Here is a 19583-nt window from a genome sequence, read left to right on the forward strand (position 1 = left end):
CTCACGCAACGCCTCCGGTTATCGGGATCTGGGTTTCGGGCGCCACGGCAGTCGGCAACGGGAGTCGCAATGTGAACTGCGTCCCCTCACCCCGCGCGCTCTGGACATCGATACGGCCACCCATGACGACAATGTGGTCACGGGCCTCGTACAGGCCTATGCCCATGCCGGCGTTCCCCTTGGTGGTCTGAAAAGGCCGGAACAGGCGGTGTTTGAGAAAATCCTGGTCCATTCCCTGACCGTTGTCGGTCACGGTCACCACGGCCCAGGGCTCCTGAGCATGCAGACCCAGCATTACGCTGCCGTCGTCCGGGGTCGCTTCCTGGGCATTGCGCACCAGGTGCATCAGCACATTGCGGAGCCCTTCGGGGTCGGCGGTCACCCGGACCGGTTCCGTGGTGGTCAGAAGAGGTTCCGGCTGCAGCTCCCGACTGGCAGTGATCACCTCCTGCAGGAGGGCCTGCAGATCTACGGTCCGCGGCGCGACCGCCGGCCCGGGCTGGCCCTGTCGCAGCTGTTGCAGGGTGCGTTCGAGACGCTCGCGGGCACCGGCCACGGTGCGGAAGGCATCGCGCACGAATGCCGGGTTCTCCGCATGGCGGTCGGCGTTCGAGCAGACCAGGGACAGCTGTGCGGAGACGTTCTTGAGGTCATGGACCAGGTAGGCGGCCAGCCGATGGAAAGTCTCGAACTGACGCGCCTCCAGCAGCGCCTCGTCGGTTTGCACCAGGGCCACGTAAACCGCGAGCTGGCGGGCTGCCGTCTTGAGGAGGTCGCGCTCTTCCCAGTCGATCTTGCGCGGCGCACGCGGGCGTGCCAGCACTACAAACCCCTGCAGGTCTTCGCCCTTGAGAAGGGGCACGATCAGCCAGTGTCGGGGGTTCCGGAGCAACCATTCGGGTAACTCGAGAAGGTCGTACAACCCCGGATCGCGACGATACTCGTCCAGGCTGACAACCCAGCCGGTCCGCCGCAGGAATTCCGCCAGCGCGCTCTCGGGAGGCTCGGAGGGGTAGTCCGGCTCGCCCATGTTGAGCACTCCGTCCAGACGACAGGAGCCGTCCCGCTCGCGCGTCCACAGGAGCCCTCCCGGACTTTCCACCAGTTCGCCGATCGCCTGAATCGCGCGCTGCCGGAATGGCAGGTCGTCATCCTCGGCCGACAAGGTGCTGGTGAAACGCAGCCATTCCTCGCGATAGTCGAACGAATCATGAAAGAAATGCTTGGAGAGAAAGACCCGCAGACGAGCACGAAGACTGCCCGAGGTGAGGATGACTCCCAGGATAACCACCGCCCCGAACAGGAAGGTGACCTGCAGCAGCGCACCCAGGTCGCCCCCGACATGACGGAGGTAGTATCCGGCCGCACCCACCGCCAGCAAGTACAGCCCGGCCCCGGTAAGGGCCGCGGTGTGGAACAGAAGCTTTCGGGAGACGGTCGGCGCGTCGAGTCTTACCGGGCGCCGGGCCAGGGAGATCGCGATCAGAGGCACCACGATGGCGTTGACCAGTCCGCGCGCCTGCCAGGCGGGTCCGTCCACCGCCTGAAACAGCACCAGCTCGGCGAACAGGAACAGGTCAAAGGCGAACACCCCTCCCAGGCCCAGGGTCAGAAACTTGATCTCCCAGCGACGGTGAGGGGGGGTGTTGCGATAGACCTGCTCCACCAGCACCAGGCCGAGGACCGCCATCGCCAGGACCGCGACCGCGGGCCAGGGACCAAGCAGCTCGACCGCCGGCCAGGTGAGCAAGAACAGCGCACCCAGCAGGAACACGAGGATGGCGAGGGTGACGGAGCGCAGGGCACCGAAGAGTCGGGCCGGCTGGTCATCACTCCCGCTGAGAAGCGCCAGCAGCAGCGCAAACCAGCCGGCATTGCGCAGGACCTCGAAGGCCCCGCCGCCGAGCGGGGTTACCCCCGAGCCCAGCGCGAGCAGACCCATGTAGGTCGCCCAGATCAGCGAGAGCCCGGCAGCCCCCGTAACCCAGAAACTGCCCGGACGCTCGCGCCATCGACCCAGTGCCAGGGCGATGAGTACGGCAAAGGCCAGGGCGGCGACGAAATAGCTGGCGGCGGCCAGATCCATGACCTGCAACCTAGCGCGCGCCGCGCCCGAACAGCACGACCTGGACTGTCTCGAACAGGATCAGCATGTCCAGGAACAGGGTGTGGTTTTTCACGTAATAAAGGTCGTACTGCAGCTTTTGCCGTGCATCCTCGACCGAAGCACCGTAGGGATATCGCACCTGGGCCCAGCCGGTAATGCCGGGACGGATCGTATGGCGGGTCGGGAAGTAGGGGATCTGTTCGGTCAGTTCCTGCACGAACACCGGCCGTTCGGGGCGCGGTCCCACGAACGACATGCTGCCTTCAAAGACGTTGATGACCTGCGGCAGCTCGTCGATCCGCAACTTGCGGATCAGTCGCCCCACGCGGGTGACCCGGTCATCGTCCTGTACCGCCCAGCGGGCGACGCCGTCGACTTCGGCATCCTCGCGCATGCTGCGAAACTTGCAGACTTCGAATGGCTGGTTGCCCAGGCCGACCCGGGTCTGCCAGAAGAAAACCGGTCCACGACTCTCCAGCTTGATCGCGGCCGCGGTCACCAGCATCACCGGAAGTGTCACCAGCAGCAGCAGCGAGCTGGCCATGATGTCGAAAGTCCGTTTGACGGTATTGCGAGTCCTGCCCTGGCGGAAACCTTCGCCAAAGACGAGCCAGCTGGCATTGAGCGAATCGAGCCGCACCCGTTGCTGCTCGCGTTCAAAGAACGTGGAAATGTCCGTAATGGCCACCCCTCGCAGCTTGCATTCCAGCAGCTGTTTCATCGGCAGGTTCGAGCGGCGATCGCGAATGGCAACGACCACCTCCTGAGCGCGATGCTGGCGGATCAGATCGATCAGGCTGGTCTCGCCGTCCAGAGTGAGGTGGCGCTCCGGGTCCTCGGGGCGGTCTTTCTCGCCGTCGGTCGCGATGTATCCGAGGATGCGGTACGGGAGTGCATCCGCGTCGATCGACTCGATGGCGCGAGCGCGACTTCCGGTGCCGAGCACCAGGATCCGGCGCTTGAATGCGTCCACCGAAGAAACATTGCCCCACAGGCTGCGTTCCGCCGCCAGACCACCCAGCAACACGAGCGCCGCGCCGGCTGCTGCAGCGGGCGAGAACAGGGCGCTGGGCGTTGTCAGGCCATACAGCGCAAGTACCCCGGCAACGACCAGCAGGGCAGGAACCAGGCGGGGCAGCGAACCGCGCACGCCATGGGTCGAAAGATAATCCGATTCGTAAAGCCCCGCGAGCATCAGTACCAGCAGCACGACGGCCGTGGCGCCTATCAATACGGGATCGAGCAGGCTGAGCCCCTCGGGCTCGAACGGGGGCAGCGTGAGCACCAGATACAGGCAGAGATACGCCATCAGGAGTTCTGCCGCGGCCAGCGCCAGAACCCGGCGAGGGATGTAATGACTGAAAATGCGCACAGCTAATACCTCCGCGCAAGCGCGCACGAACGAACGTGCCGGAGAAGGCGCGTTCCGCTGTTTCCGTACGCCCTCGAGTCGTTTGGGTTACCTGACGAGCGCGGTGAGAGCGGTGTGGCCGGACCGCAACGACCGGGCCGCAACGCTGTCAACGGGGCAGGCTGCCGGCGGCGGACAAGGTGGTCGATTCTCACGTTCCCCTTTTCTCCCACTTGTTCCGCGGAGTCGTGCGGGGCGTGGAGGACAACCCCCAGCCCACTCGTCGAGCCCCCGCCCTGGTGGCCTGTTGTTCTCCGTTCCGCGATGGGTCAGTCCGTGGCTTTATTGATGTCGCTCTTGAGATCCCCGTAGGCGGCCTCGGCCTTTCCGCCGTATTTTTTCATCTTTCCCTCCTGCTCCGTTTTCTTGTCACCAGTAATGTCTCCGGCGATTTCCTGGACCTTGCCTTTGGCAGCGTCTGTCCTGCCCTTGATCTGATTCTTGTTCATTTCAATTCCTCCATATGAACAGCAGTACCCGGTTCTCCAAATCCCGTCATGGATCGGGGGCTGCGTTGAGTGGAAAACTAATGGTCTGGGGAGGGGGCGTCTGTGCGCTACCGAACAAATCCCGGCTCTCGGGAGAATTCGGTTCGTCTTTGCAGGCGGTCGCTTTCCCGGCGACCTGGCGGGTGACTGAGGCGGGAAAAACCGGCAGTTGCGTTCTTATGGGGCTCTTCCCCAAACTGGCGACGCCGTTTCGGCAAGGAGGATGACTCGGCCACATTGAACATCTCCGGTGTCGCATTGATCGGGTTCGCCAACATGCGTCCGCGGGTGTCCAATGTAAAATTTGTTGACATTAATTCTGCTCTGGAAATGTTCCCTTGAGTTGGACTATGCTCGATCTGAAAGCTGGCTGTTAACCAGAACAAAAACACCCGCATCATGGCCGATCGTTGTTTTCGATTGCGGATCGATTTCAGGTTCGGGGGTGTGGCGAGGCAGGGGTGTTCTTAGCCATTTCTTGAAATACTGAAAGCCAGGGGAGAAATCACAATGTCCATTTCATACTTTCGAAACGCCGGGCCGGCTCTGATCATTCTCGTGCCACTGCTGCTGGCCGGCTGTGCCATGAATGATTCACCGGATGCTCCGAGCGAGGTTGAACAGGCCGTGCTGGATCAGTACGTGATTGGTCCGGGGGATTCCCTCCAGGTATCGGTGCGTGGCAATCCGGACCTCTCCACCGGGGTGTCCGTGCGGCCCGACGGGCAGATCACGACACCCCTGGTAGAGGACGTGCAGGCCAGCGGCCGGACCCCGACCGAACTGGCCCGGGAGATGGAAGAAGAACTCTCGCGTTTGCTGCGCGACCCGATCGTGACCGTGATGGTGACCGGCTTTGCAGGCCCGTATGACCGCCAGATTCGCGTGATCGGACAGGCGGCGGAGCCTCAGGCACTGCAGTACCGCGAAGACATGAGCGTGATGGACGTGATGATCGCCGTCGGGGGTATTACCGACTTCGCCGCCGGCAATCGCGCACTGATCGTGCGTCAGGAGGATGGTGAGCGGCAGCAATACCGGGTACGTCTCGATGACCTGGTCAACGGGGGGGACATCTCGGCCAACGTCGACATGGTCCCGGGCGACACCCTGATTATCCCCGAACGGCGTTTCTGAGGTGCCTGTCGGGTGCGGTTTCTCCGGGTGCGCGACGTCCCCGTGGCCAGTGCTGGCCCGGGACAGCGCTCCCCGCAGGTTTCACCTGACGATGAAGGGGGGCTCATTCTGGAGATCTTCTCGTTGCGCGCGCTGGCCGCCTGGCTTCTGCCTCCCGCGGGACCTCTGGTGCTGGCCATGGTCGGGTTGTTGCTTTGGCACCGGCCGGCGGGTCGATGGCTCGCCGTGGCCGGGGTCCTGCTGCTCTATCTCTTTTCCATCCCGCCAGTGGGCTACGCACTGATGGCACCGCTGCAGACCCCGTATGAGCCTCCCGATGATCCGGTGCTGGTCAAGGCCGACGCCATCGTGGTGCTGGGGGCGGGTTACCGCAGCGGTGCGGCGGAGTTTTCCGGGGAGACGGTCAATGACCTCGCCCTGGTCCGCCTGCGCTATGCGGCGGTGCTGCATCGACGTACGGGACTCCCGGTGATCGCTTCCGGGGGTGCCGCGAAAGGTCGCGAGCCGGAGGCGCGGTGGATGGCCGAGGTGCTCGAAGAATTCGGCGTGAGTTCGATCCTGCGGGAGGACCGGTCCCGCGATACGCGGGGCAATGCGCTGCATTCGGCCCGGCTGTTGCGCGAGGCCGGGCTGGAGCGCCCGTTGCTGGTGACCCACGCCCACCACCTGCCGCGGGCCATACGGGCGTTCGAACAAGCGGGGGTCGAGGTGATCCCGGCCCCGACCGGGGCGTTCATAGCCCCGGACAACGGGATGTCGCCCGGGGTGTTCCGGCCCCGGGCCAGTGCACTGCGTATGAGCTGGCTGGCAATGCACGAATATCTGGGCATCCAGTGGTATCGGTGGCGGTCCCGGGACCGCCCGGCAACGCCTGCGAATGCGGAACAGCCATCCGGAGGCCGGGAACAGGGGATATCATCATGAAACTGTTGGTAACAGGCGGCGCCGGCTATATCGGCAGCCACGTGGTGCGGCATCTGCGCGAAGCGGGGCATGCGGTCACCGTTTACGACAACCTCTCGACCGGCCATGCATGGGCCGTGGGTGACGCCGAGCTGGTGGTCGCGGATCTTGCCGACAGCGAGAGCCTGTGGCGGGTTCTGGCGCGCGGATTCGAAGGTGTGCTGCACTTTGCCGCCCACATCGTGGTTCCGGAATCAGTGGCCGAACCACTCAAGTACTACGACAACAACACCCGCAACACCCTGAACCTGCTGCGGGGATGCGCGGATACCGGCGTGGGCTATTTCGTGTTCTCCTCCACCGCCGCCGTCTACGGTATCCCGGATACGTCCGCGGTGGCGGAGGATGCCCCGCTGCAGCCGATCAATCCCTACGGCGCCTCCAAGATGATGTCCGAACGGATGCTGATGGATCTGGGGGCCGCTTCCCGCCTGCGCTATGTCAGTCTGCGCTATTTCAACGTGGCCGGTGCCGATCCCCGCGGGCGCCTCGGTCAGGCCACACCCGACGCCACCCATTTGATCAAGGTCGCCTGTCAGGCCGCCACCGCCCAGCGCGACGGCATCACCGTGTTCGGCACCGACTACGACACCCGCGATGGCACCTGCGAACGGGATTACATCCACGTCGAGGATCTGGCGGCCGCCCATGTGCGTGCCCTCGAATTCCTGCAGCGCGGCGGCGATTCGCAGGTCCTCAACTGTGGCTATGGCCATGGCTACAGCGTGCTCGAAGTGCTCGACGCCGTGAAGCGCGCGAGCGGTGTCGATTTCGCGGTGACCTTCGGCGGGCGTCGGGAAGGCGATCCGCCCGCGCTGCTGGCCAACGCCGAGCGCATCCGCGGGACCCTGGTCTGGCGACCGCAATACGCCAATCTTGACCTGATCGTACGTCATGCCCTGGCCTGGGAGGAGAAAGTCGCGGCATTTCCGGCCACGGCCCACCCCGGGGCGCACCGGCGATTCGAGCGCAAACACGCACATTGATCAGCGTTTCCCGGAGGTGTTTGTATGCATATCGTCATCATTGCGGGGGGCGTCGGTTCCCGACTGTGGCCGGTCTCCCGGGAAACCAACCCGAAACCCTTCATCCGGATGGAAGACGGGCGGTCGCTCCTGCAGAAGACCTGTCTGCGTGCAGTGGCCACCGGCAGCGTGGAGAGTCTGACCACGGTGACCAATCGCGATCTGTTCTTCCGCACCGAGGACGAATACCGCGAGCTGGCGCTGTCCGTGCCGCTGCACTACCTGCTGGAGCCCTTCGGACGCAACACGGCGCCTGCCGTGTGTGCCGCGGCGCTGGAGCTGCAGGCCCGCTACGGCGACGACGCGCTGATGCTGGTGCTTCCGGCCGATCACCTGGTGACGGACGAGGACGCCTTCGTGCGGGCGGTGGCGCGCGCGTCAGCGGCGGCCGCGAACGGGCGCCTGGTGACTTTCGGCATCCCGCCGTCGCGCGCGGAAACCGCTTTCGGCTATATCCAGGTCCCGGAGGGCAGCGATCTGTCCGGCAGCCATGTCCTCGAGGTCGAACGTTTCGTGGAGAAGCCCGATCGCGAGCAGGCGGAGCAGTATCTCGCCGGTGGCCGGCATCTGTGGAACGCGGGTATGTTCTGCTTTCGTGCGGGCACCCTGCTCGAAGAGCTGAACCGGCACGCGCCGGCTCTGCTGCAGGCCGTGACCGCTGCCCTGGAGGCCGCCGGCCGCAGCGAAGGGGAGGGGCACAGCGTAACTCGGCTTGCGCCGGAGAGCTTCGGTGCGGTCGAGGATGACTCCATCGACTACGCCCTGATGGAAAAATCCTCGCGGGTCTCCGTGGTGCCCTGCGACCCGGGCTGGAGCGATATCGGGTCGTGGCAGGCGATGGCCGGGCTGGTGGAGCCGGATGCGGCGGGCAATCGCGTCGTCGGCCAGGCCGAACTGGAAGACTGCCGCGATACCTATGTTCGCAGCCCGCATCGTCTGGTCGCCGCCGTGGGCGTGGAGGACCTGGTGATCGTGGATACCGCTGATGCATTGCTGGTGGCCCGCAAGGAGCACAGCGAGGACGTAAAGAAGATCGTCCAGCGTCTCAAGGCCAATGGCGGTGAGCTGCATCACCACCACGTGACCGTGCATCGCCCCTGGGGCACCTACACCGTGCTGGAGGAGGGCGAACGCTTCAAGATGAAACGGATCGAGGTGAAGCCGGGGGCGTCGCTGTCCCTGCAGATGCATCACCATCGCAGCGAGCACTGGGTGGTGGTGCGCGGTACGGCCAGGGTGGTCAACGGCGAAAGCGAGCACCTGCTGAGAACGGACGAGTCGACGTACATCGCGGCCGGTCACCAGCACCGCCTGGAGAACCCCGGCATTCTTCCGCTGGTGATGGTCGAGGTGCAAAGCGGGGAATACCTGGGCGAGGATGACATCGTGCGCCTGGACGACAGCTACGGACGGAGCTGAGCATGCCCGCCGGACAACATGGACCCGGTCGCTCGAGCGCAAGCGGGCGGGTGGATTCGCGCCGCCCCCGGATCGACGAAGTCCTGGCCCGCAGTGGCGTGGCCTTCGGGACCAGCGGAGCGCGGGGCCGGGTCGAGCAATTCGGTGATCCGGTCTGTACGGCCTTCACGGCGGCGTTCCTGACCGTGATGCGCGAGCGGGACGAGGTGCGGCAGCTGGTGCTGGGGCTCGACCGGCGCCCCGCGAGCCCGCCGATGGCCGCAGCCTGCACCGCAGCGGCACACGCAATGGGGGTGGAAGTGATCGACTGTGGCGTGCTGCCGACCCCGGCACTGGCCCTGGAGGCCATGGCCGGGGGCATGCCCGGCATCATGATTACCGGCAGTCATATCCCCTTCGATCGCAACGGCATCAAGTTCTATCGGCCGGACGGCGAGATCACCAAGGCCGACGAGCAGGCGATCATGGCCGTGAGCAGCGCGCTGCCCGAATGCGGACCCGGCGAGCGCATGCCCCTGAGTGAGCATGCCGCACGCCGCTATACGGCCCGCTATACGGACTGGTTCCCGGGGCAGCCTCTGACCGGCAGGCGCATCGGGCTGTATCAGCACTCCGCCGCCGGGCGCGCACTTAATCGGCAGGTTCTGCAGGCCCTGGGGGCCGAGGTGGTGGTACTGGGGCGCAGCGAACGCTTTGTCCCGGTGGATACGGAGGCGGTCAGTGACGCGGATCGCCGCAACGGTGAAGTCTGGGCCCGCCGCTACCAGCTGGATGCCCTGTTCACCACGGATGGTGATGGCGATCGCCCGCTGCTGGCGGACGAGCGGGGGCACTGGCTGCATGGCGATATCGTGGGTCTGCTGTGTGCCCGGGCGCTGGGCATTCAGGCACTGGCCGTGCCGGTGAGCTGCAACACCGCCATCGAGGCCTGCGGTGACTTCCAAAGGGTCGTTCGCACGCAGATCGGTTCGCCCCATGTGCTGGCCGGGATGGAGCGGCTGGGAGCGCAGTTTGACCGCGTGGCCGGGTTCGAAGCCAATGGTGGCTTTCTCCTGGGCACCGCAGTGGAGGAAAACGGGCGCCGGCTGGAGCCGTTGCCGACCCGTGACGCGCTGCTTCCCGCGCTGGCCTTGATGGTGGCGGCAGCCCGGGCGGATGTCCCGCTTTCGGCCCTGATGGCGGATTTGCCGGCACGTTACACCGCCAGTGACCGGCTCCGGGATTTCCCCTCTGAACGCAGCCGGGGCCTTTTGAATCGGTGGCAAGAGGACGGGGCGGCGTTCCAGCGTTCCCTCGGGTTGCCCGCTTCGGTCACGGCGCTCGACACCACCGATGGTCTGCGCGCGACCCTCGCCAACGGCGACATCGTACACCTGCGACCCTCGGGCAACGCCCCGGAGCTGCGTTGTTACGCGGAAGCAGACCGCGAGGATCGGGCGCGGGACCTGGTCAGCACAGCCCTTTCAAATCTGGCCGTTTTGTCCGGATAACCGTTCACCGGCACCACATCCCCGTGGTCGACGGCGGTCTCTGCTCGCAGTGAGCCCGCTCAGAACGTGAGCCCAGAGGCGTCGACCCGCCTTACGCCGCGCAGTTGTTCGGCCAGCTCGATCGCCATCTGGTGCTCCGCTTCGCTGTCCACCTCACCGCTGAGGGTGACGATACCATCCTCGGTGCTCACCGAGATGTCCCTGGCGCTTACGCCGCTGGACCAGATGAAGGTAGACCGTACCTTGGTGGTGATCCAGGTGTCACTGATGTAGTCTCCGGTGTCAGACGCAGTCTCCCGGGGCCCGGCCACGGGGCCGTCATCCGTGTCGGGTGCTTCGGCGGTGTCCGGATCCCGGATTTCCAGCCGGTTTTCCACCGAGATCACGCCGGTGGTGGTCATGGCCAGCCGCTCGGCGAGCTCACTCGCCTCCTCCGATTCAGCCGTCCCCTCCAGCGTGACGTGACCGGACGCGGTGCTCACGTCGGTGGCCAGCCCTTCCGCGTGCCGCGACCACATCAGCCGGGATTTCACCGCGGCGGTGATCGTCGCATCGGCGATCCGTTCGCCGAAGCCGGGCGAGTCTGTCGTTTCCGGAGGAACGTACTCCGCATCGACGATCAGCTGGTTGTCCACTTCGGTGACACCCTCAACGTTTCGTGCGAACTGTTCCGCCATCTCCTTGTGGATGTCTTCCGGTACCGTTCCCGTCAGCGTGGCCTTGCCATCCTCCACCGACACCGTGATATCGCCCTCCTGCAGGTGCGGATCCAGGGCGTAGGTAGTCGAGATCCGCTCCTCCAGCCGGATGTCGCTCGGGTTGCCGGACGGCGAGTCCTCGGTGGCAGCGCCGCTGGTGGCACCAAGCGCGAGTGCGACACCCGAGGCAATGATCAGTTTTCGAAACGTTGTGTTCATGGCGTGATCCCGTTTCCAGTTTTGGCTGCATCGCCAGACTGACGCAGCGTCTTCGTGGTGTCCGTACGTTATCCCACTCATCCCCTCGTATTCGCCGACGCAAGTGCAATGCGTGGCCGCATGCTCCTCCTTTTTTACCGTTTCAAAACGGACTGGTATGTCAATAAAATTTACATTCTTTCATTGGTTTTATTTCATCAGTCCATAAAAGCTTTTTTTATTAACCCCTTGGGTGTGTGGTATGCGAATTGCTTCTGGACCCGTATGTATTGCTCACGGGGGCGATCCCGTGGGAATCCACTGAGGATCTGGAATCAGGAACCCGGTCAGGCGTTTGTTCGATACCGAACCGATCGCGTGTAACCGGTCAACTAGCATCGAATGCTTCATGCATTCGATGGGGGCCAGTGAATGGGCAACAGTGAGGAACCAGTTCCGGGGTCATCGTTTCGGTCCGCCCTGAATGCCGGGCCACGCATGATCTTGCTGATCGAGGACAGCCAGTCCGATGCCGAATGGATCCTGAAGGCACTGGGGGAGCCGGAGACGCGAAGGTTTGATGTGGTATGGGTGACGTGTCTGGCCGATGCCCTGGGGCATCTGGCACGCAACACGTTCGACGTGGTACTGCTGGACCTGATGTTGCCGGACGGAGAGGGGGTCGAGGCCTTTGACCGGGTTTACCGGGCCCAGCCCGAGGCCCTGATCCTCGTGCTGAGCGCGGCCGATACTGAAGAAACCGCGCGCCGAGCCGTTCGCCACGGGGCATTCGACCATCTCGCCAAGGGACGAGCGGATCCCTATTGGCTCCCGCGTGCGCTGCGCTATGTGATGGAACGCAAGGCTACCGAGCGGGTATTGCGCCAGGCGGAAAAGAAACTGTTCGAGGAAAAAGAGCGCAGCCGGGTCACGCTCGACTCGATCGGCGACGCCGTGCTGGCCACCGATCTGGATTACAACGTGACCTATCTGAACCCCGTGGCGGAGCAGATGACCGGCTGGTCCGGGGCGGAGGCGCTGGGCCAGCCGCTGAGGAAGGTGTTCAACATCATCGACGGGGCCACCCGCGAGGCGGGGCAAAATCCGGCCTGGCGGGCCATCGATCAGGACCGGACCGTGGGGCTGGCCATGGACTGCGTGTTGATCCGTCGCGACGGCACCGAGATCGTGATCGAGGATTCCGCGGCACCCATCCACGACCGCGATGGCCGGGTGACCGGGGCGGTGATCGTATTTCACGACCGCAATCAGGCGCGCGCGGTCACCGAAAAGATGGCCTATCTGGCCCAGCATGACGGGCTGACCGGATTGCCGAATCGACTGTTGCTGAAAGAACGGTTCTCACGGGCGATCCCCCTGGCCCGGCGCAATCAAAAACTGGTCGGGCTGCTGTTTCTGGATCTGGATGATTTCAAGGAGATCAACGACTCGCTCGGGCACGCGATCGGTGACCGGGTGCTGCAGGGCGCCGCGGAACGTCTTCTGAGCTGCGTGCGGGCTTCCGACACCGTCTGCCGCTATGGCGGTGACGAGTTCGTGATCCTGCTGACCGAAATCAATCAGGCGCAGGATGCGGCGCTGGCTGCCGAGAAGCTGCACGCGGCGTTTGCCGAACCGCTGGAGATCGACGGGCACAGGCTTCGCATCCATTTGAGTATCGGCATCAGCCTTTATCCGAATGATGACGACAATCCTGATGACCTTATACATGACGCGGATGTTGCGATGCTGGATGCCAAGGCGCATGGCAAGGGTCGTTGTCGATCTTTTACTGCCGGGATGCGGCTGGGGCATGTAACCTGAAGCTCGCATAATGTGAAAATACCTCTATCCTTAATGAAATGACAACTTTGTTGGCGCATCTGATAGGGCAGGTGTCGTGCAGTCGTATGACCTGAACGGGAGCTTCAGGCGGTCGGGGGGGAGAACGGCCTTAGTCACGGGGGGGAATTGAAGGATATGTCGCAATCGACTGAACTAGGGGAAAACCATATTCTCGGCATGATTTCTTCGGAAGATTGTGCGCGCGTGTTTGCGTTGCTCGAACCCGTCACGCTGACGCTGGGCGAGGTGCTGTGCGAGGCCGGTGATCGGCCGAGCTACGTTTATTTTCCGGTGGATTCAATCGTGTCGCTGCTGTACCTGACGGAGAACGGCTCCTCGGCCGAGATCGCGGTGGTGGGCAACGACGGCATGGTCGGCATCGGGTCGTTCATGGGGGGTGGCAGCATGACCTGTCGCGCGGTGGTCCAAAGTGGCGGCCATGCCTTCCGGATGTCGGTCCCGCTTTTCGACGGCGAGATCAACCAGCATGGCGAGCTGATGCGCCTGATGCTGCGCTACAGCCAGGTTCTGATCACGCAGATGGCGCAGACGGCGGTCTGCAATCGCCACCACACCATCAAGCAGCAACTGTGCCGCTGGCTGCTGCTGTCGCTGGACCGGCTGCCGGGGAACGAACTGGTCATGACCCAGGAGCTGATCGCCAATATGCTGGGCGTGCGCCGCGAGGGGATTACCGAGGCGGCCCGCAAGCTGCACGAGCTGGGCGTGATCCACTATCGGCGCGGGCACATCACGGTGCTGGACCGTCCCGCGCTGGAGCAGCTGAGCTGCGAGTGCTACAAGGTCGTCAGGAAAGAAACGGATCGGCTGATGCCGTGGCCGCCCCGGGAGCAGGAACCGGTGTGTGGCATCCGTCACTTGACTGCTGCCCGGGTGCGCCAACGTCACTGAACGGCGCTACCGGCTCGTTGGGGGTGCATGACCGCTCACACACGGGATCCCGATCGCGGCGGCCAGACTGGCGATGGGCAGATGGACGACGAAAGCCCCCGCACCCACCATCGACATCAGCAGGGCGCCAAGCGCAACGATGGCCGCATTGGTGCCCATGGTGCTGAGCCAGGGCATCCGTCCCGCGCGCTGGCTGTATGTACGCAAGCGCACATCCCCGGCCTCCCGGCAAGCCGGCTGCGCATTCCTGCCGGTTCGGTGGGCGCCGTTACGCCACGCTGTGTGTTCGGCAACGTACAGACCTCCCCGTCCTGCTGGCGCGAGAGTGAAGCCATGCATCAGTCGCAATGACGCGACCGATATCGCTCACCGTGCCGGAGGAACTACATCATGCCCGTGGGAACCATCCTGATTATCGTCCTTATCCTTCTGCTGATCGGCGTGATCCCGACCTGGTCACATAGCCGGAACTGGGGTTATGCCCCCAGCGGGCTGATAGGAGTGGTGCTGGTCATCCTCCTTGTCCTGCTGTTGCTGGGTCACATCTGATACCGCCGGAAACAACGGCAAGGGAAGGTTTGACCGGGCTTTTTCGCCGCCCTTGCCCTTCTAAAGAGGAGTCCTGGATTGTGTACAATTACAAGCACTTTGCGCTTCTGTTCGTTGCTGTGCTGCTGGCCCTGTTCATGGCGGGCTGTGCCGCCACGGAGAGTCAGAGAAGCTTTGGCGAAACCGTCGACGATTCCGTGATCTCCTCCAAGGTGAAGACGGCGCTGTTCAACGAGCCCTCCCTGAGCGGATTCGAAGTGAGGGTCAGGACCCACCAGGGCCGCGTGCAACTGAGCGGTTTCGTCAGCTCACGGGAGGATATCGACAAGGCGGTGGAGATTGCGAGTGGTGTCGAGGGCGTGCGGTCCGTCGAGAACGACATGCAGCTCAAGTGACCTCCGTTGAGCTCTACGGCTCCGGGCTGTTGGGGCCGGTGATGTCGAGCAGGGTGATCACCACCCCGTCGATCACGTTGTCCAGCCTGCGATAGGGCATGATGCGGACCGAGAACCAGCGGCCGTCATCGGCCCGGACCTGCTTCTGCGAAAAGGCGAGGGTGCGCAGGGTTTCGCGCGCATCGTCGTGCAGGCCGGGGTAGTCGAGAGTCGTGTTCAGGTCACTCAGCGGCCGCCCGAGGTCCCGTTCCCGCAGGTGGATGAGGGTCGCGGCCCGTTCGGTATACCGCCGCACGTTCAGGTTCTGGTCCAGGAACAGGATCGCGATCTCGACACTGTTGAGCAGGTTCTGCATGTCGCTCTGGGCCAGTGCCAGATCGTCCAGCTTGGTCTGAAGCTCGGCATTGATGGTCTGCAGTTCCTCGTTCATGGACTGCATTTCTTCCTTGGACGTCATCAATTCCTCGTTCGCCGAGCGAAGTTCCTCATTAGTGGACTGCAGCTCCTCGTTGGCGGACTGCAGGTCTTCCCGGGAGGAACGCGCCTCGTTGCGCAGGCGGTGGATTTCGTCGTGGCATTGCTGCAATTCGGCCGTGCGGACGTCTCCGTCGGCATCCTGGATATCGCCGTCACCCGGCGGGGGAAGCGGGGCATCGCGGAACACGATCATGGTCATGCCCTGCAGGGGCCCGGGTTCCTGCAGGGGATCCACCGTGACCGCCACGCGGCAGGGGCCACCCGGGCTTGTCACTTCCACCCGGTGGAGGTGCTGCGGCTGCTGGCTGGCGGAGGCCCGTTCCAGCGCACCGACCAACGCCCCGCGCAGCCCCTCGCGCGCCATCGCGAAGATATTCCAGGTAGCCTTCCCGGCCGCGGGCTCCAGGTATCTTCCGGTATGCCCGCTGATGTAGACGATGTCCCCTGCTTCGTTGAGCAGGACCGCCGCCGGTGCGTACACCTGCAGCAGCAGCTGGTCGGCCGCCGTCTGGAGGTTGCAGGGGAGTGGAGAACGGGGGTCGGAAGGGGACACGCGAGCCTCCTTGGTTCTGCCGGAAAGCGGTGGAAACGAGTTCAGCAGGAAATGGGCGCCGTTCTGCAGGGCCGCGTCCCGGCGCTGATAGAGCCGCAATCGGAATTCGACGGGCGTAAAAAGGGAGCCGAATGCCCCCACTGTTTCGGCGCCACCCAGTAACAGCAGTCCTCCGGGACGCAGACAGTAATGGAACAGGGGCACCAGTTTGCGCTGCAATTCGGGGCCGAGATAGATCAGCAGGTTGCGGCAGGCGATCAGGTCGAGCCGGGTGAAGGGGGGGGCGAGCGCCACATCATGCTGGGCAAACAGCACCATGTCACGGATTTCCGGTTTGATTCGGTAGTGGGTCTCGTGCTCGATGAAAAAACGGTCCAGCCTCTCCTGACCGATCTGGTCGCGGATCGAAAGGGGATAGATGCCGCGGCGTGCCGTCGCAATGGCATCCGCGCTCAGGTCCGAGGCGAAGATTTCGAGGGTGAACCCATGGGGTTGCGGCAATCGTGCCACCACTTCACTGAAGACCATGGCCAGTGAATACGCCTCTTCGCCGGTGGAGCAGCCGATGACCCAGGCGCGCAGCTCGGGCTCGTGAGCGCGCCGCACGAGCAGTGCCGGCAGGGCCGTTTCCGCCAGATATTCCCAGACCATCGGATCTCGAAAGAAGGCGGTGACGCCGATCAGCAGCTCCGAGAACAGCAGGTCGGTTTCCTGTGTGTTGTGTTCCAGGAAATCCGCGTAGTGCACCAGTGAAGAGAGTTCGTGAATGCCCATGCGTCGCTCGATCCGGCGCTGCAGGGTGCTGGACTTGTAAAGCGAGAAGTCGTGCCCGGTGCGTTGTTGCAGCAGACGCACGATCCTTTCCAGGGCCTGCGCTCCATTGTCCTGGCTCGGGGGGGCCGGGTCGCGCATCCGGGCCGCATAGGCCCGGATGCGGGCCGGCAATGCCGCGGGCGGGCCGATGATGTCGGCACAATCCGCGGCCATGGCGCTGCGCGGCATGGACTCGAACTGCGCCGACCCGGGCTCCTGGGCCACGGTCAGGCCGCCTACTGCCTTGATGGCCAGGGCACCCAGCGTGCCGTCGGAGCCCATGCCGGAGAGCACGACTCCGATGGCCCGTTCTCCCTGGTCGCCGGCCAGGGAGGAGAACAGCACATCGATCGGTAGCCGCAGGCCCCGCGGCTCCGACGGACGGGCCAGTTGCAGGGTGCCATTGGCCACGGTCAGCTGGGTGTCCGGCGGGATCACGTACACGCAGTCCGGCCTGACCGGCGTGCCGTGTTCGGCTTCACGCACCGGCATCGCGGTTACGCGTTGCAGCAGCTGGGGCAGCAGCGCCTTCTGCGTCGGATCCAGATGCTGCACCACGACGTAGGCCAGGCCGCTGTCAGGCGGTACCTTTCCGAGGAATTGCTCCAGTGCCGCCAGGCCACCGGCGGAGGCGCCGATACCCACGATGGACGGCGGCCGGGTCGAGGAGGGAGGCGTTTGAGTCTCCATTGCCCGCCGAAGCCCGAGGCTGTGCTCAGGCCTCGGGAGATTGGCCGGATGGCGAAACGATCAGCAGTACGGAGTCGCCGCTCGCGGAGGTATTGGCCACGCCATGGAGCTCGTGCACGACGCCTTCCTCCCCCGTGCGTTGCACCTTGCAGCATGCCTGGGCGTGACCATCCCGCAGGCGGCCGAGCAGGCCGGTGAGCGCGGGCCGGCTTCCGTGGGCGAGGAAACCGGCGAGACTCTCGCCAACCAGGCTGGTGCGTGCGGCCCCCAGCAACTGGGCACCGGCCAGATTGGCTTCGATGACCTGACCCTCCGGGGTCATGGCGAAATAGCCGACCGGGGCGAAATCGAACAAGGCCTTGTAGCGGTCCCTTTCCTGGGCCAGCTCCTGCTCGTTGGCCACCAGTTGTTCATGCTGCAGATCCAGCTCCACCTGGTGGGTCTGCAGCTCATGCAGCAGCTTGAGTGCTTCGCCGGCTTCGGTCGGGTTGCTGGCCAGCCGGTACAGCAGCGCCAGTGCGTCCGGGCTTATGGTCCAGCCGCGACTGGGTGGAGCGGTGCCTTCCCGGAGCCGTTCTTCGGCGTCGCTGCGTAACCGGTCATGGTCGCCGGGATGGTGCGTGAGACTGGACATGGAACCTCCGTTGGAGATGAGGGCGAGCGGCATTCGCCCCGCCCTGGACCGCGGAACCCAATCCGGTTCCGCTGGCTTCCCCGGGTGTCGGATTGTGCCGAACCCGTGGGGACAGTATGACCTCCCTTGAGTATACGGCCTTGATCGAGTGTTCGTTGTCGTACAGACCGCAGAGAACCGACCGGTCATGCTGGTCAATCTCGGTTGCGAAATGCGATTCCGAGGCATTCCCACCCCGGAGAAGAACCTCATGAACAACATAATTTATATCATAGGTCTGATCGTCGTCATCCTGTTTATTCTGGGTTTTTTCGGACTTCGATGAATGCATTCCGGTTCGCCGGATCCGGAAGAACCCCCGTGGGCTGCGGCCGGAACGGGCCGCCACAAAAACTGAGGGAAACACGCATCCGTGTTTCCCCGGGAGGCCAATCATGAGCAAACTTCGACAGCGCAACAAAGAAGCCAGGAAACCACCGGTATTGACGCCCAAAGAGAAGAAGGCGGCGAAGAAGCTGAAGAAGCAGGATACGACTGCGCCGCGGATTATTCCCCGCTGAAGTGCCTTGCTCGCGCGAACGTCACGTCGTTGCCCGAGAGAAGATTGTGCGGCGCAACGCCGTGGACCGGCCGGTTGGCGAGTCACGCGTCGGGTGCATGAGCTGCGGCTGCGAGGCCTTGCGGCCGCCTGGAGTGTGGTGCTTCACGGGGCGCTTTTCCGGCGGGCCGTGTGCCAGTGAACGGGATCACCGACGTGCAGGGTCCCGGTCTCGAGCGGGCGCAGGCATATGCCGCTGTCGTGGCGCAGGGCGGCCGCCAGGTTGTAGCCGACGACCTGATTGAGCCAGCCGCAGGGCGGTCGCGGCCGCTCGACGACGAAGCGCGTGTCGCCGATACGGAGTTCTCCCTCGCGCGGGTTGCGTCCGAGTCCGGAGACCACCAGGTTGCGGCGGTGCTCTCCGGGGACGAGATTGGCGGGATGGCGCAGGCGCCGCGCGCGGCGCCGGGCCCGTTCGAGCTCCTCGGCGCCGATCAGGGTGACGCGGCAGGCCTCGACGGGATGCCAGTGCCCCCGGCCCTCGTGGTAGCGATCGCCCTGGAGGCCCGCGAGGTCGAGTTCGATGCGCTCGCACGGGGCCATCGGCGCGCCAGCCTGTTCCGCGATCCAGATAGCGTCCAGCGTGCCGGTCGCGGTGCGGCGGCGGAAGGGTCGGATCATGGGGCGTCCGGGGCTTTCTGGTCCCTCGGCCACATCCTGTCCAGTGCGCGGTAGCGTTCCACCGCGGCGGGGTCCACTGTCCGGTCGCGTTCGATCTCGAAAGATTTCATGGGATCGGCCCTCGGTCTGGCTGTCCCATGCTACGACCGTTCTGCGGACGAAAGGATCCCCGGCGAGTTCCAGCAGGTGGGAGACGTAGTCCTGGCGCAGGGGGTACATGTTGAGCTGGAAGTGTCACGCCGACCGGAGGCTCTCGCACTGGCGCTGGATCAGTAGCCGGTGAAGGCCGCGTTGCTGATGCCCGGCTTCGGCAATCCGCCGGGGTATCGCGCCGGTTATTCGTCTTTGTCCTCGTCGTCGTCCTTGCCGCTGGGGGTGATGGTGCGCCCCAGGGCGGCCGCGGTGCTGCCGGTGGCCTTGACGGTGCCGGTGGTGACGCTGACGGCGGCGCTGGTGGCCGAGCTGGCCACGCTGACGGCCGCGCAGCCACTGGCCAGCGGCAGGACGATGGCGAGGAGGAGTAACGGGCGCGCGCAGTGATGCATTCGCATGGGAGGGGC

Annotated in this window: 18 protein-coding genes and 1 pseudogene; 10 read left to right on the forward strand and 9 right to left on the reverse strand. The window is 64.5% G+C overall.

Annotated features, from left to right (window positions below):
* Window position 1 precedes the first annotated feature (1 nt).
* The 3 genes from prsK to G020_RS0101675 all read right to left on the reverse strand — a co-directional run bounded on the left by prsK (window position 2) and on the right by G020_RS0101675 (window position 3967).
* Window positions 2-2086 (reverse strand): XrtA/PEP-CTERM system histidine kinase PrsK, encoded by a 2085-nt coding sequence (gene prsK, locus G020_RS0101665; RefSeq protein ID WP_024328399.1) that lies wholly within the window; start codon window positions 2084-2086, stop codon window positions 2-4.
* A 10-nt stretch (window positions 2087-2096) separates the two neighbouring features.
* Window positions 2097-3479 carry a TIGR03013 family XrtA/PEP-CTERM system glycosyltransferase gene (locus tag G020_RS0101670; RefSeq protein ID WP_024328400.1) on the reverse strand — a complete coding sequence of 461 codons (1383 nt, stop codon included), beginning with the start codon at window positions 3477-3479 and terminating at the stop codon, window positions 2097-2099.
* A gap of 308 nt (window positions 3480-3787) precedes the next feature.
* Complete coding sequence (locus tag G020_RS0101675; protein WP_024328401.1) at window positions 3788-3967, reverse strand: CsbD family protein; 180 nt, start codon at window positions 3965-3967, stop codon at window positions 3788-3790.
* A 549-nt stretch (window positions 3968-4516) separates the two neighbouring features.
* Here G020_RS0101675 and G020_RS0101680 point away from each other — a divergent pair.
* From G020_RS0101680 to G020_RS0101700, 5 genes are all read left to right on the forward strand, one after another.
* On the forward strand, window positions 4517-5143 hold the full coding sequence (locus G020_RS0101680; protein ID WP_018945806.1) for an XrtA/PEP-CTERM system exopolysaccharide export protein: 627 nt from the start codon (window positions 4517-4519) through the stop codon (window positions 5141-5143).
* A 108-nt stretch (window positions 5144-5251) separates the two neighbouring features.
* The gene (locus tag G020_RS0101685; protein ID WP_024328402.1) at window positions 5252-6067 is read left to right on the forward strand and encodes a YdcF family protein; all 816 of its coding nucleotides are present in this window, start codon (window positions 5252-5254) and stop codon (window positions 6065-6067) included.
* The gene (galE, locus tag G020_RS0101690; RefSeq protein ID WP_024328403.1) at window positions 6064-7092 is read left to right on the forward strand and encodes a UDP-glucose 4-epimerase GalE; all 1029 of its coding nucleotides are present in this window, start codon (window positions 6064-6066) and stop codon (window positions 7090-7092) included. Before G020_RS0101685 ends, galE begins: the two co-directional genes overlap by 4 nt.
* Window positions 7093-7116: 24 nt before the next feature.
* On the forward strand, window positions 7117-8550 hold the full coding sequence (locus tag G020_RS0101695) for a mannose-1-phosphate guanylyltransferase/mannose-6-phosphate isomerase (protein ID WP_018945809.1): 1434 nt from the start codon (window positions 7117-7119) through the stop codon (window positions 8548-8550).
* 2 nt (window positions 8551-8552) lie between these two features.
* A complete protein-coding gene (locus tag G020_RS0101700; protein ID WP_231363032.1) occupies window positions 8553-10040 on the forward strand; it encodes a phosphomannomutase in 1488 nt (495 codons plus the stop codon).
* A gap of 59 nt (window positions 10041-10099) precedes the next feature.
* Here the strand turns inward: G020_RS0101700 and G020_RS0101705 are convergent, their stop codons facing one another.
* Window positions 10100-10957, reverse strand: coding sequence for a BON domain-containing protein (locus G020_RS0101705; protein WP_024328405.1), 858 nt, complete (start codon window positions 10955-10957; stop codon window positions 10100-10102).
* A gap of 477 nt (window positions 10958-11434) precedes the next feature.
* On the opposite strand from G020_RS0101705, the gene G020_RS0101710 reads away from it, so the two are divergent.
* The gene (locus G020_RS0101710) at window positions 11435-12760 is read left to right on the forward strand and encodes a GGDEF domain-containing response regulator (RefSeq protein WP_024328406.1); all 1326 of its coding nucleotides are present in this window, start codon (window positions 11435-11437) and stop codon (window positions 12758-12760) included.
* A 198-nt stretch (window positions 12761-12958) separates the two neighbouring features.
* Window positions 12959-13693 (forward strand): Crp/Fnr family transcriptional regulator, encoded by a 735-nt coding sequence (locus tag G020_RS0101715; protein WP_196800297.1) that lies wholly within the window; start codon window positions 12959-12961, stop codon window positions 13691-13693.
* Between the two features lie 45 nt (window positions 13694-13738).
* Here the strand turns inward: G020_RS0101715 and G020_RS0101720 are convergent.
* Window positions 13739-13882: pseudogene (locus G020_RS0101720) on the reverse strand (fatty acid desaturase); the annotation flags it as partial.
* A 207-nt stretch (window positions 13883-14089) separates the two neighbouring features.
* Here G020_RS0101720 and G020_RS14860 point away from each other — a divergent pair.
* Together G020_RS14860 and G020_RS0101730 are read left to right on the forward strand one after the other, a co-directional pair.
* Window positions 14090-14242 carry a DUF3309 family protein gene (locus tag G020_RS14860; RefSeq protein ID WP_208854537.1) on the forward strand — a complete coding sequence of 51 codons (153 nt, stop codon included), beginning with the start codon at window positions 14090-14092 and terminating at the stop codon, window positions 14240-14242.
* A gap of 137 nt (window positions 14243-14379) precedes the next feature.
* A complete protein-coding gene (locus G020_RS0101730; RefSeq protein ID WP_051130311.1) occupies window positions 14380-14637 on the forward strand; it encodes a BON domain-containing protein in 258 nt (85 codons plus the stop codon).
* Between the two features lie 13 nt (window positions 14638-14650).
* Here G020_RS0101730 and G020_RS0101735 read toward each other — a convergent pair whose 3' ends face one another.
* The gene (locus G020_RS0101735) at window positions 14651-17170 is read right to left on the reverse strand and encodes a chemotaxis protein CheB (RefSeq protein ID WP_024328410.1); all 2520 of its coding nucleotides are present in this window, start codon (window positions 17168-17170) and stop codon (window positions 14651-14653) included.
* A gap of 25 nt (window positions 17171-17195) precedes the next feature.
* Complete coding sequence (locus G020_RS0101740) at window positions 17196-17804, reverse strand: PAS domain-containing protein (protein ID WP_024328411.1); 609 nt, start codon at window positions 17802-17804, stop codon at window positions 17196-17198.
* 434 nt (window positions 17805-18238) lie between these two features.
* Here G020_RS0101740 and G020_RS15580 point away from each other — a divergent pair, with 434 nt between their 5' ends.
* Window positions 18239-18364, forward strand: a complete 126-nt coding sequence (locus tag G020_RS15580; protein WP_255349524.1) for a hypothetical protein — start codon at window positions 18239-18241, stop codon at window positions 18362-18364.
* A 143-nt stretch (window positions 18365-18507) separates the two neighbouring features.
* Here the strand turns inward: G020_RS15580 and G020_RS0101750 are convergent, their stop codons facing one another.
* Together G020_RS0101750 and G020_RS0101765 are read right to left on the reverse strand one after the other, a co-directional pair.
* Window positions 18508-19023 carry an MOSC domain-containing protein gene (locus G020_RS0101750; RefSeq protein WP_018945819.1) on the reverse strand — a complete coding sequence of 172 codons (516 nt, stop codon included), beginning with the start codon at window positions 19021-19023 and terminating at the stop codon, window positions 18508-18510.
* 335 nt (window positions 19024-19358) lie between these two features.
* A complete protein-coding gene (locus tag G020_RS0101765) occupies window positions 19359-19568 on the reverse strand; it encodes a hypothetical protein (RefSeq protein WP_018945821.1) in 210 nt (69 codons plus the stop codon).
* Window positions 19569-19583: the final 15 nt, after the last annotated feature.

The organism is Thioalkalivibrio sp. ALR17-21, from assembly GCF_000420185.1.
Classification (GTDB): domain Bacteria; phylum Pseudomonadota; class Gammaproteobacteria; order Ectothiorhodospirales; family Ectothiorhodospiraceae; genus Thioalkalivibrio; species Thioalkalivibrio halophilus.

Excerpts from the sequence above, each read along its gene's own strand:
- G020_RS0101695 (WP_018945809.1), top strand. The coding sequence starts at position 7,117 with ATGCATATCGTCATCATTGCGGGGGGCGTCGGTTCCCGACTGTGGCCG.
- G020_RS0101740 (WP_024328411.1), bottom strand. The coding sequence starts at position 17,804 with ATGTCCAGTCTCACGCACCATCCCGGCGACCATGACCGGTTACGCAGC.
- G020_RS0101750 (WP_018945819.1), bottom strand. The coding sequence starts at position 19,023 with ATGATCCGACCCTTCCGCCGCCGCACCGCGACCGGCACGCTGGACGCT.
- G020_RS0101705 (WP_024328405.1), bottom strand. The coding sequence starts at position 10,957 with ATGAACACAACGTTTCGAAAACTGATCATTGCCTCGGGTGTCGCACTC.
- G020_RS15580 (WP_255349524.1), top strand. The coding sequence starts at position 18,239 with ATGAGCAAACTTCGACAGCGCAACAAAGAAGCCAGGAAACCACCGGTA.
- G020_RS0101710 (WP_024328406.1), top strand. The coding sequence starts at position 11,435 with ATGATCTTGCTGATCGAGGACAGCCAGTCCGATGCCGAATGGATCCTG.
- G020_RS0101675 (WP_024328401.1), bottom strand. The coding sequence starts at position 3,967 with ATGAACAAGAATCAGATCAAGGGCAGGACAGACGCTGCCAAAGGCAAG.
- G020_RS0101715 (WP_196800297.1), top strand. The coding sequence starts at position 12,959 with ATGATTTCTTCGGAAGATTGTGCGCGCGTGTTTGCGTTGCTCGAACCC.
- G020_RS0101765 (WP_018945821.1), bottom strand. The coding sequence starts at position 19,568 with ATGCATCACTGCGCGCGCCCGTTACTCCTCCTCGCCATCGTCCTGCCG.
- G020_RS0101730 (WP_051130311.1), top strand. The coding sequence starts at position 14,380 with ATGGCGGGCTGTGCCGCCACGGAGAGTCAGAGAAGCTTTGGCGAAACC.
- G020_RS0101680 (WP_018945806.1), top strand. The coding sequence starts at position 4,517 with ATGTCCATTTCATACTTTCGAAACGCCGGGCCGGCTCTGATCATTCTC.
- galE (WP_024328403.1), top strand. The coding sequence starts at position 6,064 with ATGAAACTGTTGGTAACAGGCGGCGCCGGCTATATCGGCAGCCACGTG.
- prsK (WP_024328399.1), bottom strand. The coding sequence starts at position 2,086 with ATGGATCTGGCCGCCGCCAGCTATTTCGTCGCCGCCCTGGCCTTTGCC.
- G020_RS0101700 (WP_231363032.1), top strand. The coding sequence starts at position 8,553 with ATGCCCGCCGGACAACATGGACCCGGTCGCTCGAGCGCAAGCGGGCGG.
- G020_RS0101735 (WP_024328410.1), bottom strand. The coding sequence starts at position 17,170 with ATGGAGACTCAAACGCCTCCCTCCTCGACCCGGCCGCCGTCCATCGTG.